15 protein-coding genes are annotated in these 15,386 nt (G+C 51.5%); all 15 read left to right on the top strand.

Going from position 1 to position 15,386, the window contains the following annotated elements:
- The first annotated feature begins 31 nt into the window (after window positions 1-31).
- The 15 genes from alaS (at window position 32) to BLQ99_RS02200 (ending at window position 15,372) form a co-directional block, all read left to right on the top strand.
- Window positions 32-2,650 (top strand): alanine--tRNA ligase, encoded by a 2,619-nt coding sequence (alaS, locus tag BLQ99_RS02270; protein WP_093687712.1) that lies wholly within the window; start codon window positions 32-34, stop codon window positions 2,648-2,650.
- A gap of 135 nt (window positions 2,651-2,785) precedes the next feature.
- On the top strand, window positions 2,786-3,043 hold the full coding sequence (locus BLQ99_RS02265) for an IreB family regulatory phosphoprotein (RefSeq protein WP_093687710.1): 258 nt from the start codon (window positions 2,786-2,788) through the stop codon (window positions 3,041-3,043).
- Window positions 3,043-3,990, top strand: a complete 948-nt coding sequence (locus BLQ99_RS02260) for an aldo/keto reductase (RefSeq protein WP_093687708.1) — start codon at window positions 3,043-3,045, stop codon at window positions 3,988-3,990. The genes BLQ99_RS02265 and BLQ99_RS02260 overlap by 1 nt, the downstream gene beginning before the upstream one ends.
- Before the next feature lie 31 nt (window positions 3,991-4,021).
- On the top strand, window positions 4,022-4,444 hold the full coding sequence (gene ruvX / locus BLQ99_RS02255) for a Holliday junction resolvase RuvX (protein ID WP_093687706.1): 423 nt from the start codon (window positions 4,022-4,024) through the stop codon (window positions 4,442-4,444).
- 56 nt (window positions 4,445-4,500) lie between these two features.
- On the top strand, window positions 4,501-4,839 hold the full coding sequence (locus BLQ99_RS02250) for a DUF1292 domain-containing protein (RefSeq protein ID WP_425440864.1): 339 nt from the start codon (window positions 4,501-4,503) through the stop codon (window positions 4,837-4,839).
- A 62-nt stretch (window positions 4,840-4,901) separates the two neighbouring features.
- Window positions 4,902-5,900: an endolytic transglycosylase MltG gene (mltG, locus tag BLQ99_RS02245; protein ID WP_093687702.1), complete on the top strand. Its 999-nt coding sequence runs from the start codon at window positions 4,902-4,904 to the stop codon at window positions 5,898-5,900.
- A gap of 1 nt (window position 5,901) precedes the next feature.
- Window positions 5,902-6,507 (top strand): O-methyltransferase, encoded by a 606-nt coding sequence (locus BLQ99_RS02240; RefSeq protein WP_093687700.1) that lies wholly within the window; start codon window positions 5,902-5,904, stop codon window positions 6,505-6,507.
- Complete coding sequence (locus tag BLQ99_RS02235) at window positions 6,504-7,733, top strand: peptidase U32 family protein (protein WP_093687698.1); 1,230 nt, start codon at window positions 6,504-6,506, stop codon at window positions 7,731-7,733. The genes BLQ99_RS02240 and BLQ99_RS02235 overlap by 4 nt, the downstream gene beginning before the upstream one ends.
- A complete protein-coding gene (locus BLQ99_RS02230) occupies window positions 7,726-7,926 on the top strand; it encodes a DUF4911 domain-containing protein (RefSeq protein WP_093687696.1) in 201 nt (66 codons plus the stop codon). The genes BLQ99_RS02235 and BLQ99_RS02230 overlap by 8 nt, the downstream gene beginning before the upstream one ends.
- A gap of 40 nt (window positions 7,927-7,966) precedes the next feature.
- Window positions 7,967-9,643, top strand: coding sequence for a peptidoglycan D,D-transpeptidase FtsI family protein (locus BLQ99_RS02225; RefSeq protein WP_093687694.1), 1,677 nt, complete (start codon window positions 7,967-7,969; stop codon window positions 9,641-9,643).
- Between the two features lie 387 nt (window positions 9,644-10,030).
- The gene (gene tpx, locus BLQ99_RS02220; protein WP_093687692.1) at window positions 10,031-10,543 is read left to right on the top strand and encodes a thiol peroxidase; all 513 of its coding nucleotides are present in this window, start codon (window positions 10,031-10,033) and stop codon (window positions 10,541-10,543) included.
- A 253-nt stretch (window positions 10,544-10,796) separates the two neighbouring features.
- Complete coding sequence (locus BLQ99_RS02215; protein ID WP_216093616.1) at window positions 10,797-12,140, top strand: GntP family permease; 1,344 nt, start codon at window positions 10,797-10,799, stop codon at window positions 12,138-12,140.
- Between the two features lie 282 nt (window positions 12,141-12,422).
- Window positions 12,423-13,763 carry a TldD/PmbA family protein gene (locus BLQ99_RS02210; protein WP_093687690.1) on the top strand — a complete coding sequence of 447 codons (1,341 nt, stop codon included), beginning with the start codon at window positions 12,423-12,425 and terminating at the stop codon, window positions 13,761-13,763.
- Window positions 13,764-13,834: 71 nt separating this feature from the next.
- Complete coding sequence (aroQ, locus tag BLQ99_RS02205; protein WP_093687688.1) at window positions 13,835-14,311, top strand: type II 3-dehydroquinate dehydratase; 477 nt, start codon at window positions 13,835-13,837, stop codon at window positions 14,309-14,311.
- Window positions 14,308-15,372 (top strand): M24 family metallopeptidase, encoded by a 1,065-nt coding sequence (locus BLQ99_RS02200; protein WP_093687686.1) that lies wholly within the window; start codon window positions 14,308-14,310, stop codon window positions 15,370-15,372. Before aroQ ends, BLQ99_RS02200 begins: the two co-directional genes overlap by 4 nt.
- Window positions 15,373-15,386 lie beyond the last annotated feature (14 nt).

Raw genomic sequence — 15,386 nt, 5'->3', positions numbered from 1 at the left:
GAAATGGGGCTCCCTGAAGCTTTAGTGGAGGATGATCGTTTTGACCGGAAACGAGCTACGTAAGAAGTTTCTGCAGTTTTTTGCCAGTAAAGACCACCTCGTATTGCCGAGTGCATCATTGATACCCGAAAATGACCCGACATTGCTCTTGATTGGCGCAGGCATGGCGCCCTTTAAACCTTTTTTCACCGGTAAAATGAAGCCGCCGCATCCGCGGATTGCTACCTGCCAAAAATGCGTGCGTACCGGTGACATCGAAAATGTGGGGCGTACGGCCCGCCATCATACTTTTTTTGAAATGCTGGGAAATTTCTCTTTTGGCGATTATTTTAAACGGGAAGCTATCACTTGGGCGTGGGAATTTATTACCGAACACCTTAATCTGCCTAAGGACAAGCTGTGGATTACGATCCATACGGAAGACGACGAGGCCTTTGAAATTTGGCACAAGGAAGTGGGGGTGCCGGCCGACCGCATTGTCCGCCTCGAAGATAACTTTTGGGAAATCGGGCCAGGCCCATGCGGTCCCTGTTCGGAAATTCATATCGACTTGGGTGAACAGCGGGGCTGCGGCAAGCCCGATTGCCGTGTAGGCTGCAGCTGTGACCGCTATTTGGAAATCTGGAACCTGGTCTTTACCCAATATGACCGTGACGAAGAGGGCAACTATACGCCACTGGCCAAGAAAAACATTGATACCGGGGCTGGTCTGGAGCGGATCGCCTCCGTACTTCAGAATAAGCGTTCCAACTTTGAGACAGACCTGTTGTTCCCCATTATTGAACATACGGCTAAAGTTGCCGGTGTCACTTATGGGGAAGCGGCTAAAACGGATGTTTCACTCAAGGTTATCGCCGACCATGGGCGGAGCCTGACGATTATGATTGCTGACGGTGTTTTACCCTCCAACGAAGGTCGGGGTTATGTGCTGCGCCGCATTTTGCGCCGTGCCGTCCGCCACGGCCGCCTCCTGGGCATTGAGAAACCCTTCCTGGTTGATATTGTTGACGTGGTGGCTAACATATTTGCCGAACCTTATCCCGAAATCAATGATAAGAAAGCTTACATCAAAAAAGTCGTTCAACTGGAAGAGGAACGGTTTAACGCTACGCTGGTCCAAGGCATGGAACTTTTAAACAACCATATCCGTGCCTTAAAAGAGAGCGGCAAAACCGTTTTAGACGGCGCCACCGGTTTTAAACTGTACGATACCTTTGGTTTTCCGTGGGAATTAACGCAGGAAATTTTGGCTGAGCATGATATGGAACTTGACAAGGCCGGTTTTGACCAAGCCATGGATGAGCAGCGGCAAAGAGCCCGCGCCGCCCGCCAGGAGAATGAGGAGCGGGTGATTATTCCCGATTTGTCCGGCCTTGTCGCGGAAGAGCTCAAGTACGACCCGCAGGCCGAAAGCGCCAAGGTTGTCCTGGTATTGCAGGACGGTAAGGTTGTCGAAGCGGCCCATGACGGCCAGGAAGTGGCACTCATCCTTGATGTGACGCCGTTCTATGCCGAGGGGGGCGGTCAGGTTGGCGACAGTGGCACGATAACGGCCCAATATGGCAAGATCCAGGTTGCAACGGCGAGAAAGCTTCCTGACGGCACGATCTACCATGTGGGCAGCGTTACCGAAGGAATAATCAAACCCGGCGATACGGTAAAAGTGGCGGTAGATGCGGCCAGACGCCGCGATGCCTCCCGCAACCATACGGCTACTCATTTACTGCATGCCGCGCTAAAAAAGGTGTTAGGCGAGCATGTCAACCAAGCCGGCTCCTATGTGGGGCCAGACCGCTTGCGGTTTGACTTTTCCCATTTTGCCCCGGTTACGGCCGAGCAACTGGCGGAAGTAGAGAATATTGTCAATGAGGTTATCCTCCGCAATATTGCGGTCGGCCGCATTGAGACAACGCAAGAAATGGCCAGGGAAATGGGAGCGACGGCCCTTTTTGGGGAAAAATACGGCGAACGGGTCTCGGTAGTCATCATTGACGATTTCAGTAAAGAACTTTGCGGTGGTACCCATGTGAGCAGCACAGCCGAAATTGGCCAATTCAAAATCGTAAGTGAAACAGGTATCGGATCGGGTATCAGGCGGATTGAAGCTGTTACCGGCCATGCAGCGCTTGACTATATCCGTTCCCGGGAAGAACTTCTGCAGGCGGCGGCGTTAGCGCTTAAGAGCCGTCCTGAGGACCTGGTCGGGCGAATTGACGGAGTGTTGGCGCGGGTTAAGGATTTGGAAAAAGAACTGGCGGCGTTAAAGACTAAGCTGGCCAAGTTTGCTGTTGAGGATTTACTTACTAATAAGGCGGAAATTAACGGGGTTGCGTTGGTAGTCGGCCAGGTGGAAGCGGCTGATATGGACGACCTCCGTTCTACGGCCGATTTGGTGCGTGACCGATTGCGCTCAGGCGTCGTTGCTCTTGGCGCCGTAACCGGCGAAAAAGTCAATTTCGTCGTCATGGCGACGGCCGACGCGGTAGCCAAGGGAGTACATGCCGGCAATATTATCAAGGAGATGGCGAAGGTCGCCGGTGGCGGTGGCGGCGGCCGCCCCGATATGGCGCAGGCCGGGGGCAAGCAGCCGGACAAGCTGGCTGACGCCCTTCGTATCGCCCAAGAAATTATGGGCCGGCAAATAAAATAGTAACTACCGGCAAAGGGCGGGGTAGTACCCGCCCTCAAAATCTTTGCTTTTATCCAGGTCACAATAGGAAAATTTTAGTGATGGTAGAATATAATGGAATTAGGAAGGAGATACTAATAGGGAGGGGGATGACGCATGACCAATTTATCGGAACAAACGATGATGTTTCGTGTAGATAATGAAGATAAAAACGCGGCTGCCTTTATTATTAACACGGTGTATCAGGCCCTCAAAGAGAAGGGCTACAACCCGATAAATCAAATGGTCGGTTATTTGTTATCCGGTGATCCTACCTACATCACTAGCCATAACAATGCACGCGGTCTAATTCGTAAACTTGAACGGGACGAACTGCTCGAAGAACTGGTACGAGCTTATCTGAAAGACAAATAATGGAATACAGAGAACTGGGCCGTACCGGTATTAAGGTGTCCCGTTTGTGTTTTGGGGCCCTCACCATTGGACCGCTGCAGGCCGGATTACCTCTGCAGGAAGGTGCCGCCGTCCTGGAAGCGGCACTGGCGGCAGGGGTTAATTTTATTGATACGGCTGAACTATACCAAACCTATCCTTATATTCGCAAAGCTATACGGCAGTGTTCGGACCAGGTAATTGTCGCCTCTAAGTCTTACGCTTATACCTACGAGGGCATGCGTGAAAGCGTCATCAACGCCTGTAATGGCATCGGCCGTGATTACATCGATATCTTTATGTTGCACGAACAGACGTCGCGCTTAACCCTGAAAGGCCATCAGGAAGCATTGCGTTATCTAACAGAAGCCAAGCGAGCGGGACGGATCCGGGCGGTCGGGGTATCTACGCATACGGTGGAAGTCGTTCGGGCGGCAGCCCTGATGGACGAAATAGACGTCATCCACCCTATTTTAAATATCCACGGAATAGGCATCTGCGACGGTACCCGGGAGGACATGCTGGCGGCTGTTGCTTTCGCCGCGGCGCAGGGAAAAGGGGTATACACCATGAAAGCCCTTGGTGGCGGTCATTTGACCGGGATGGCCGAAGAAGCGCTGCGTTGGGTAATGAACCAGAGCGGCGTAAGTGCCGTGGCAGTCGGCATGCAGACAACCGATGAGGTGGCGTATAATATTGCCCTCTTTAACGGACAAGCCCCCGATGCCGCTTTACGGGCAAAAGTGGGCGCCCGCCAGCGCCGTCTCCTCATAGAGGATTGGTGTGTGGGTTGTGGGCGCTGTGCCGGCAAATGTCCAATGCAAGCTATTACCATAGTTGATGGTATGGCGGTCGTAGACCATAGTAAGTGCGTACTCTGCGGTTACTGCGGCGCCCATTGTCCGGAATTTTGCCTGAAAATTATTTAGGCCGCTATGGTGATAATAAACAGGGGGTATCATGCGCATACTAGCACTTGACGTAGGAGAAAAAACTATCGGGGTGGCCGTGAGTGACGAACTGCTCTTGACGGCCCAGGGCGTAGAAGTTATCCGCCGCACGTCGTCTGAAGCGGATATGGCGCGCATCCGGGAGCTGGTGGAGCGTTTTGGGGCTACCGTCATCATCGTAGGGCTTCCAAAGAATATGAATGGCACGATTGGTCCGCAGGGAGAAAAAGTAAAAACCTTCGCCAGCGAACTGCAGGACTGTCTTGCCGGGGTAGAAATCCGGCTCTGGGACGAGCGATTGTCTACCGTGGCGGCGGAGCGTTCCCTGATCGCTGCCGACGTACGGCGGGCCAAACGCCGGCAAGTTATCGATAAAATGGCGGCTGTGTTTATTTTGCAGGGATATTTGGACAGCCTGTCCCGCAAGGGATGAATTTCCTTGACAGGAGAATTTTTCTAAGCTAAAATGACATTAATTTAACAGATGAGGTGAAGAAATTGGCTGACATTGAACGTGACGACAACCTCGGTGAATTTGAAATCATTGAGTTCGAAGATGAAGAAGGCAACAAGGAACAGTTTATACAGGAAATGATTATTGAGATCGGCGAGAAGCGCTTTGCCATCCTGGTGCCTTTTAACGAAGAAGAGGACTGCTGCTGCGAGGGCGAGCCTTGCGACTGCGATGAAGAAGGAACCGATGCCTTTATCGCGCGTATTGACAAGGGCGAAGACGGCGAAGATATTTATGTCGATCCTACCGATGAAGAATATGAGCAAGTCTTGCAGGCCTACGAGGAACTGCTGGAGGAGGAAACGGAAGCCTAAACGGCTTCTTTTTTCTTTGGCCGTTGTGTATAATATAGTCATAGCAAGCGAGGTGACAGCTAATGCGGCAGAGCTTTGGCAAAAAACTGGTCCTGTTTTTTATCTTCCTTGCCTTCATCGCCGGTACGATCACCTACGGCTTGGCCCGGCCGGTAAGTTCGGCGAACGCTCCCGTGCTGATAACCGTGGAACCTGGAATGACGACTAACGATATCGGGGCGCTGCTTAAGCAGCGCGGCCTCATCTCCAACGTATTTCTCTTTCGTGTATTGGCAAAAATCGAGGGGCTGGAAGGTTCGTTGCAGGCCGGTGAATATCAAATAACTCCTTCTATGACGGTTCGCCAGATTATTGACATGCTGGCCAGAGGGGAGACGGCCTACCGGCAATTTACCATACCGGAAGGCTTCACCGTCGACCAGGTGGCAGCGCTGCTAGAGCAGCATAAAATTAGCGACGCTACGCAGTTTAAATCCTTGGCCCGCGCTTACGCTCCTTATGACTATATGACCGCCGGTGAGGGGACGCTATACACGGTGGAAGGTTTTTTATTTCCTGACACCTACCGGGTTGCCAGCGGTGCGACCGCGGAGGACATTCTCAAAATGCTGACAAAGCAGTTTGACCAGCAGTTTACGCCGGCCATGCGGGCCAGAGCGGCCGAACTGAACCTGTCAATCCGCGAGGTAATTATCCTGGCTTCACTGGTAGAAAAGGAGGCGCAGCTGGAAGGAGAACGGCCGGTTATCGCCAGCGTCTTTTTTAACCGGTTGAAGCAGGGGATGCCGCTCCAGTCTTGTGCCACCATTCAGTATATTCTCGGTTATCCCAAACCGAAGCTTACCGTCCAAGACACCCAAATACCGTCGCCGTACAATACCTACCAACATAGCGGTCTACCGCCGGGACCCATTGCTAATCCGGGACTGGCATCTATTCAGGCTGTCCTGTATCCGGCCGAAACCGAGTATCTTTACTTTGTCGCCGATAAAAACGGGGCTCACCGTTTCAGCAGGACTTATGACGAACATTTAGCAGCCATCGACCAGGTAGGAAAATGATATGGAATATTACACGGCTTTACTGCGGGAACTGGAAGATTACGCCGCCTGCTGCGGCATACCCATCATCGGCCGGGCGGGGGCAGAGCTGCTGTGCCAGGTGGCGGTCGAACGCCAACCAAAGCAGATACTGGAAGTGGGTACGGCAATTGGCTATTCCACATTGCTGCTGCTTGCGGCCGTACCGGAGGCCCGAATTGTTACCATTGAGATAAATCGCCAGCGGTGGGAAAAAGCCCGGGAAATGATTATCCGTGCCGGCGCTGCCGAACGGGCGACCCTGCTGCTGGGCGACGCCGGTATGCTGCTGTCGAACCTGGACGGGCCATTTGATTTTGTGTTTCTGGATGCGGCAAAAGGACAGTATCTTGACTACCTGCTGAAATTATTGGACAAACTGAGTGATGGAGCCGTGATCGTAGCTGACAATGTTTTATTTCGCGGCTGGGTTCACTCCGAAGGATTTGTGCCGCGGCGCTATCGAACACTGGTGAAAAGGCTGCGGGAATTTTTAGCCTTTATTACTGCCGACCCGCGTTTTACTACCACCGTCTGCGACATCGGCGACGGTGTCGCCATTTGCACTTTTCGGAGGGGAATCCGATGAAAAAACCTGAACTACTGGCTCCTGCCGGAAACCTCGAAAAACTCAAAATTGCTATCCTTTACGGTGCTGACGCCGTTTATTTCGGCGGCAAGTCTTTTGGGCTTAGGGCTTTTAGCGACAATTTCAGCGAGGCGGAGCTTAAAGAGGCGGTAGCCTTTGTGCACCAGGCTGGAAAAAAGGGTTACGTAACCATTAATGTTTTTCCGCATAATGAAGACCTGCCGGCTTTGCCGGAATATATTAGGTATTTGCGTGACATTGGGGTAGACGGCATCATCATTTCCGACCTTGGTGTGTACCGTATTGCCCGCCAGGTAGCGCCTGATTTACCTTTACATATTAGCACCCAGGCCAACAATACTAACTGGTCGGCCGTCCTCTGTTGGCAGGAACTCGGGGCCCGCCGGGTGGTTCTGGCCAGGGAAATCTCGCTGGAAGATATTCGGGTTATTCGCCAGAAGGTGAATATCGAGCTTGAAGCTTTTGTGCACGGGGCCATGTGCATTTCTTACTCGGGGCGCTGTCTGCTCAGCAACTATTTTACCGGTCGCGATGCCAACCGGGGAGAATGCACCCAGGCATGCCGCTGGAAATACTATGTCATGGAGGAAACGCGGCCCGGCCAGTTTTTTCCCGTTTTGGAAGATGAGCGGGGAACATATATCTTTAATTCCAAGGACCTGTGCCTGTTGCCGCATATCCCGGCGCTTGCGGCAAGCGGACTGGACAGCTTCAAGATTGAGGGACGGATGAAGAGCGTGCACTATGTGGCGACAGTGGTAAAAGTTTACCGGCAGGCAATCAATAGTTATTTTGCTGACCCCGATCACTACGAGGTTCGGCCTGAATGGTGGGAAGAACTGCAGAAAATTTCCCATCGTCCTTATACGACGGGATTTTATTTTAATAAAACGACGCAGGAGGATCAGATTTATAGCGGCGCCACTTATAAACAGACCTATGACTTCATTGGCTTGGTCAGGAGTTATAACCCCGTAACCGGCATGGCTCTGGTCGAACAGCGCAATAATATGAAGGTAGGCGAGGAAATCGAGATTTTTCAACCCAGTGGGCCTACTTTCCGGCAGCGTATTACCGCAATGTTTGACAGTGAGGGCAACGCTATCGATGTTGCGCCGCACCCGCAGCAGCTTGTGACCATGCCTGTTAACCAGCCCGTTGCCGAGTACGCCATGCTCAGGCGGCAAGTGAAAGCGCATGGCTGAGGCTGTTTATATCCGCGTAGCGCCGCAGTATATCAATTTTGTCAATCAAATTATGGAGGGCTACGAGTATTTGGGCGTGGTCAGCACCGTCAGCCGGGCGGAAGGGCTGCTGGTTGTACGGGTGACCCCTGACACGTGCGCTGATGTCCAGGAAATTCTAAGGAAATTGCCGGTGCCAATCGAATTTGTATAATTTTACCATGAACAGCCATACTACACCATGAGGTGACGGTATGGCTGTTCATGTTTCCCGCATTTACCGCTTGTTTACGGCCGTGTTCTTGCTATCCGGGGCATTGGTGGCGCGGCTGTTTTATCTGCAAATCATCGAGGGCCCGCTCCTGACGGCGCAGAGCATTGGCATGCGCGTTCAGGAAGTGCCGGTGGAAGTAGCCAGGGGTGAAATCCTGGATCGTAATGGTCAGCCGCTTACCAACACGGCGCAACACTTCAGCGTGGTCGTCTTTCCCGAACAAATCATTAGCGTTAGCCAGACCGCCGCCCAGCTGGCAGCCGTTACCGGCCTGCCGCGGGAGAATGTTTTCGAGCAGTTAACGCATACTGGGCGACCGTTTAAAATAAAGACCGACCTCGATGCCGTTACCGCTCAAAAAATTAACGGCCTTCAATTACCGGGCGTGCTATGTGCCGCGGAAAAAAAGCGGTACGGCTCCAGTGCCCTGGCCTCCCATATCGTAGGGTATATTAATCAAGCGGACAATAAAGGTGTCAGCGGTATCGAGGGCATGTATGACGAAATCCTGCGCGGCAACCAGCCCGAGTATGTAGCGGCGGTAGTCGACGCCGGCCAGCGGCTCATTCCGGGTCTTGGCTATAAACGTATTCGCCTCAATAACGGCGCCGCGCCCAGTAATGTGGTCCTTACTATTGACAGCCGCATTCAAAAGATTGTGGAAGGAGTAATGGACCGGCATGTGCCTAAAGGCGCGGTCGTGATCCTCAGACCATCCACCGGCGAGATTTTGGCCTGTGCTTCCCGGCCCAACTTTGACGCTAATAACCTGGGCGATTATTTACAGCACGATTCTGCCCCGCTTTTAAACCGCGCCTTGGCCGCCTATCAGCCCGGATCGGTATTTAAGCTGGTGGTAGCGGCAGCTGCCCTGGAAAGTGGCGCTGTACGACCGGAAGATAGTTTTTACGACCAGGGGTACATTGACGTTGGCGGCTTGCGGTTTAAAGCGTGGGATTATGAGCGGGGGCCGCGGGGCCGGCTAACCTTTACCGACGCAATTGCCTACTCCAGCAATCCGGTATTAATTGAAGTGGCTCTTCGGTTAGGCCCGGCGAAAGTCATTGAATACGCGCATAAACTGGGGTTTGGTCAACATACCGGACTTAATTTTGCAAACGAGGCCGATGGCAATCTGCCTACGGCTGACACGCTTTACCCAGGTGATTTGGCCAACCTGGCCATCGGCCAGGGACTGCTTGAAGCTACGCCGCTGCAGATTGCATCCCTGGTAGCTACGATTGTTAACGACGGCGTAAAAGTGGAACCTTATATAGTTAGCAAATTAACCTCGCCGGAAGGCGTAGTTATTAAGACATTTCCCGTTTCCCGAGGCGTCCGTGTTTTGTCCCGTGCCACAGCCGCTGAACTGCGGGCAATGATGCTGGCGGTGACGCGCTATGGGACGGGGCAGGCCGCTTATGTAGATGGCATCGGTTCGGCAGGCAAGACGGGCTCAGCGGAAACAGGTCGGATCGACGGCAAAGGCAAAGGAATTAACCATGCCTGGTTTGCCGGCTACGCCCCGCTGGAAAATCCGCAATATGTAGTCGTTGTCTTCGTTGAAGAGGGAATGTCCGGCGGCGATGTAGCGGCGCCTGTTTTCCGGGAGATTGTGGCGGAAATATATGCTAATACGAATGGAAAAATCCGTTAATGCGCATTAACGGATTCAGACTGCCAACAAAATGTTGTGGGCAGTCGCTAGTGTAAAAATATTTATATTGGAATTTATATTGGACAGGTCCATTTAATGAAATGCTTTCGGTCTGCTTTTGGCGGATTATGGATAGTGCTCATTAACATGGCCCGGTTTTGCTGGCAGTATTGCCTGAGGATATGTTTTTTAAAACAATCCTACAATGCTTCAACCCTATCACAGTGTGGCGAAAAGATTAACAATAGATAATAATCTAACTGTCGGTAAGTAATTTTATCTACTAAAAACAACAATTATTATTTACAAATAAAAATTATTATGATAAAGTTTTAATTGTAAAAAAATATGAATAAGTTACATAAAAAATTGGGAGGAAGATATGTGATGGAAAAACGGAAAAATGTCATTACTTTTAAAGGTAATCCGCTGACTTTGCTTGGACCGGAAATTAAAACAGGTATGAAAGCTCCGGATTTCACTGTACTTTCTACAGCGCTTGAACCGGTCAAGTTAAGCGATCATCAAGGTAAGGTACGTATCATCAGTGTAGTGCCTTCAGTAGATACTCCGGTATGCGATATGCAGACGCGCCGCTTTAATGAAGAGGCGTCCGAACTTAGCGATGCAGTTGTCTTTTCCGTCAGCGTCGATTTACCGTTTGCTTTGGCTAAATATTGCGCGGCACAGGGCATTGACAATATAAAAACGCTCTCAGACCATAAAGACCTGGACTTTGGTTTAAAATACGGTTTTGTTATTGAAGAATTACGACTTCTCGCTCGCGGTATCATCGTCGTCGACAAAGAAGGCATTGTGCGGCATGTTGAATATGTAAAGGAAGTTACCGAGCATCCCGACTACGCTAAGGCGCTGGCGGTTGCAAAAGAATATTTGTAAAATAAAGCGTGTTAAAAGAGAAGGGGCCGCCCCTTCTTTTTTATGTTTTTCTATGTGTAGTTAATATAATGTGGTGAAATTGGCAGCTGAACGGCGAATAATTTACTACAATTTAGTTGTAAAATTTTAAATATTTTATATAATTATTTCGGGAATATTCACTGATACTTAAGGTGGAAAACACGAAAAGAAAAGAGGTGAGGCTGATAACGGTCCGGTTATAAAAAAATTTTGCTTAAAGGAGGTTTTTCGCGTGTTTCAGGGTCCGATGTTGCTGGTTATTTTATTTGCCGCCATCGTATTTATGATTGCCTTAATCTCCCGGTACAAAGTTCATGCTTTTTTAGCTTTATTATTGTCTGCGTTTTTTGTAGGTTTTGCTGCGGGGATGAATCCCGTCGAAGTGACCCAGCATGTGGCTAAGGGCTTCGGGGGGACGGTCGAACGCATCGGTATCGTGATTATTGCCGGCACCATTATCGGCGTTATGTTGGAACGTAGCGGCGCCGCCCTTACCATGGCTGAAACGATACTCAAATTGGTAGGCGAAAAGCGGCCTGCTTTGGCCATGAGTGTTATCGGTTATATAACTTCTATTCCTGTTTTTTGCGACTCAGGCTTTGTCATTCTTTCGGCGCTTAACAAGTCGCTGGCCAAACGGGCCGGAGTTTCCATGGCCGTCATGGCGGTGGCTCTCTCTACCGGCCTTTACGCGACACATACGCTTGTGCCGCCGACACCCGGGCCTATTGCGGCCGCGAACAACTTAAAAGCCGATTTGGGGATGGTTATTTTTATCGGTTTAATTGTCGCCGTTCCCGCGGCTCTGGCAGGCTATTTATGGGCCACGTGGTATTGCAAGCGGTTTAATATTGAGCCTGATACAGGCGTCGGTTATGAGGAACTGCTGGCCAAATTCAAGAAACTTCCCAGTCCACTCGCGTCCTTCGCCCCGCTTGTCGTCCCGATTGTTCTCATTGCCTTAAAGTCGGTGGCCAACTTTCCGGGTGCACCTTTCGGCAAAGGCACGCTAAAGGTGACGCTTGACTTTATCGGTGATCCAATGATCGCCCTGCTGTTCGGCGTTGGTCTTTGCCTGTTCCTTGTCCCCAAATTGGACGAGGAAGTTTTATCCGGTTGGGTGGGGCAAGGCATCAAAGACTCGGCGGCAATTATCATGATTACCGCTGCCGGCGGATCGCTTGGCGCGCTTATCGCCGCGACCAAAATCGGCAACTATCTTGGCCAAAGCCTGGCCCAGTTTAATCTTGGCGTTTTTCTGCCTTTTATTATCGCGGCGGCGATTAAAACCGCCCAAGGTTCATCAACGGTATCATTAATCACTACATCGACTATCGTTTATCCGCTGCTTGCTACCCTTGGTCTCGGTTCCCCCATGGGAGCAGTTTTGGCTACCATGGCAATCGGCTGCGGTTCGATGGTCGTGTCGCATGCTAATGACTCGTATTTCTGGGTAGTATCCCAGTTTTCCAATATCCCCGTTGATACCGCATACAAGACACAAACCTTGGCCACATTAGTAATGGGGATTACCGGCATGTTGACGGTTTGGATAATGACGTGGTTTTTGGTATAAGCAGCTCGGAGAACATAAAAGATATATTAAGTTAAGTAGAGCCAAGCAGCCTGGTCCCACTTGGGGCAGGCTGCTTGGCTGTTATTTGGAGATTGTAAAGTTTGAATGGTATAATTACTTTATTGTAATTCGCCGAATTTGGCAGATGAAGATTGAGATATTTAGGCAGGGAAACTATCAAGAACAGGGAATACCCATAAAATAGGCAGCCTGCTGCTGCCGTATGATGCATACGACTGGGGCGTATAATAAAATTATTGGAATATAGGCGGAGGGATTTTGATGGATTATTTGGAAATTGCCAACAAGGCAATACAACTGGCACAAAAAATTGGCGCCTATGCGGCCGAAGCCTATGTACTTGACGCCAGGGCGCTGACGATAGAAGTAGCCGAGCAGAAGGTGGAAACATTAAAACAGGCCCACGACACCGGTATTGGCATTCGCGTAATTTCGCGGGAACAAGCGGTGGGGTTTGCTCATTCTACCGGCATCGACGGCGGCGATATTGAAGGTGTAGTTCGCCAAGCGCTGGCTAACAGCCGCAAGAGCTTTGCCGATAAATACCATGTCCTTCCCGGTAAGCCACAGCAGATACCGGAAATGGACCTTCTCGACCGGCAGCTGGCTCTGGTACCGGTAGAGGAAAAGATTGAAAAAGCCAAAGAAGTAGAGCGGGCGGCGCAGCGGACCGACAAGCGCGTTCGGCGGACGGAACGTTGCGTCTATGAAGATGCCGATTATGGCGTGGCGCTGGCTAATTCTAACGGTCTGGCAGTGGCTTACCGGAGCGGTTATTGCGGCGTTTATGGCATGGTACTCGCCGAGCAGGACGGTGATGTCCAGACCGGCATGGCGCTGAGTTATCGGCGGCGGTTTGCCGAACTTGATGCCGCCGCGGTTGGCAGTGAAGCAGCACGGGAAGCCATCATGCTACTTGGCGCGAAGACAATTGGTACGACAAAAGCGGCCTTGGTTCTCAGTCCCTATATTGCCACTAACTTTTTCAGCATTTTGGTACCGGCGCTGAGTGCCGATGCCGTGCAGAAGGGCCGCTCCCTATTTAAAGGCAAGCTGGGGCAAAAAGTAGCTTCGCCGGCTCTTTCGCTCGTAGACGATGGCCGTCTGGAAGGCGGTATTGCCTCCAGCCCCGTCGACGGCGAAGGGGTGCCTACCCGCCGTACCGAACTGTTGGTGCGGGGTGAGTTAAACAGTTACCTATACAATACCTATACGGCGGCGAAAGATAACGTGACCAGCACCGGCAACGGCGTGCGAGGGTCATTTAAAGGTTTGCCGGAAGTAGGACCTACCAATATTTTTATTCAACCGGGCGACACCGAGCCGAACGCTATAATTGCGGGGGTGAAGAAGGGCTTTTATGTCACTAGCGTCATGGGAATGCATACCGCCAACCCCATTTCCGGCGATTTCTCGATCGGCGCCGCCGGTGTATGGATTGAGAACGGCGAGTTTACCCACGCGGTCCGCGGGGTAGCCATCGCCGGCAACATCCTGGAGCTTTTGAACAATGTCGATGCCGTAGGGAGCGACCTCCGCTTTTTCGGTTCCCAGGGTGCGCCTACGCTCAGGATCAGCGGTATCACGATTAGCGGCAGTTAAGAAAAACTAGGCAAAAAGGCAATTTTATGGTAAAATCAAAAAGTTAGTGAGCTACGGGGGGCGGATGTTTTATGGGGGAGAAGGTCCGGCGGGTTTTGGTGCTGCACGGCCCGAATCTTAATTGGTTGGGAAAACGGGAACCGCATATTTATGGCGTAACAACCCTCGCGGAAATTAATGAGCTAATTTGCAATAAAGCCAAGGCACTCGGCCTGGAAGCGGACTGCTTTCAATCCAATCATGAGGGCGCGCTGATTGATGCGGTGCAGCAGGCCGACGGCCGGTACGAGTGCCTTATCATCAACCCCGCCGCCTTTACTCATTATAGCTTTGCTTTACGCGATGCGCTGGCCGCTGTATCACTGCCGGTCATCGAGGTTCATCTGTCCAATATTTATAGTCGGGAAGAATTTCGCCGGCACTCGGTGATCGCGCCGGTAGTCGTGGGGCAGATTAGCGGTTTTGGGTCGGCGAGCTATTTGTTAGCCCTGGAAGCAGCCGCCGTTTTGCTTCGTAAAGAAGGCGACAAAGGAGGCGGCGAAAAATGAAAGATCGCTTGAAACGTCTGCATAATCTAATAAAGCAAGAGAATGTTGACGGCATGATTGTCACGAAGCCGGAAAACCGCCGCTATTTTAGCGGTTTTACCGGTACAGCGGGCATGCTGCTCATTACTGCCGAGGGCCGGTGGCTAATCACCGATTTTCGTTATATAGAACAGGCTGCTCGGCAGGCGCCTGATTTTGAAGTGGTTCGGCACGGCTCCGGTATTTACGAAACGCTGGCCGGCCTGCTAAAGCCGTTAGGGTTAGCGCGCATTGGCTTTGAGGCCGACTATGTTACTTGGGACGTTTATCACGCCCTAAATGCTTCCGTTGGCGCCGAACTTGTCCCATTACGGCTTGACGGATTACGGATGGTTAAGGACCACGATGAACTGCTTCTTCTCAAAAAGGCCGTCGCCATTGCCGATCATGCTTTCGAGCATATTCTTTCTTTTATCAAGCCAGGGATAAGCGAGCGCGAAATAGCGCTGGAGCTTGAGTTTGCCATGCGCCGGCAGGGCGCGGAAAAGGCCGCTTTTGATATTATTGTCGCCTCAGGCGCCCGTTCGGCTTTGCCCCACGGCGTAGCCAGCGAAAAAATAATTGAAGCCGGTGATTTGGTTACCCTGGACTTTGGCGCCGTATATCAGGGCTATCATTCCGATATTACCCGCACGGTGGTTATTGGACGGGCAAGCGCCAAGCAGCGCCAAATCTACGACATTGTTCTGGCTGCGCAGCAGACGGGCGTTAGCGCACTTAGCCCCGGTCTTGCCGGCAGCGAAGTGGATAAGGCCGCGCGCGCGGTAATTGCCGACGCCGGGTACGGCGAATTTTTCGGTCACGGGCTGGGTCACGGCGTCGGACTGGCAATTCATGAAGAACCGCGTTTATCACCGACCGGCTCCGTTATCCTGGAAGAAAACATGGTCGTGACGGTCGAGCCCGGAATTTACCTGCCTGAATGGGGTGGGGTACGTATTGAGGATATGGTTGTCCTTACTGCTTCCGGCTGTGAAGTGCTGACCGGGAGCAGTAAGCAACTCATAGAATTAGACTGGTAATTGGGAGGTTTTTG

Source organism: Sporolituus thermophilus DSM 23256 (assembly GCF_900102435.1).
GTDB classification, from domain to species: domain Bacteria; phylum Bacillota; class Negativicutes; order Sporomusales; family Thermosinaceae; genus Thermosinus; species Thermosinus thermophilus.
The sequence above is the reverse complement of the archived record's forward strand: the minus strand, read 5'-3'. Positions and strand labels throughout refer to the sequence as shown.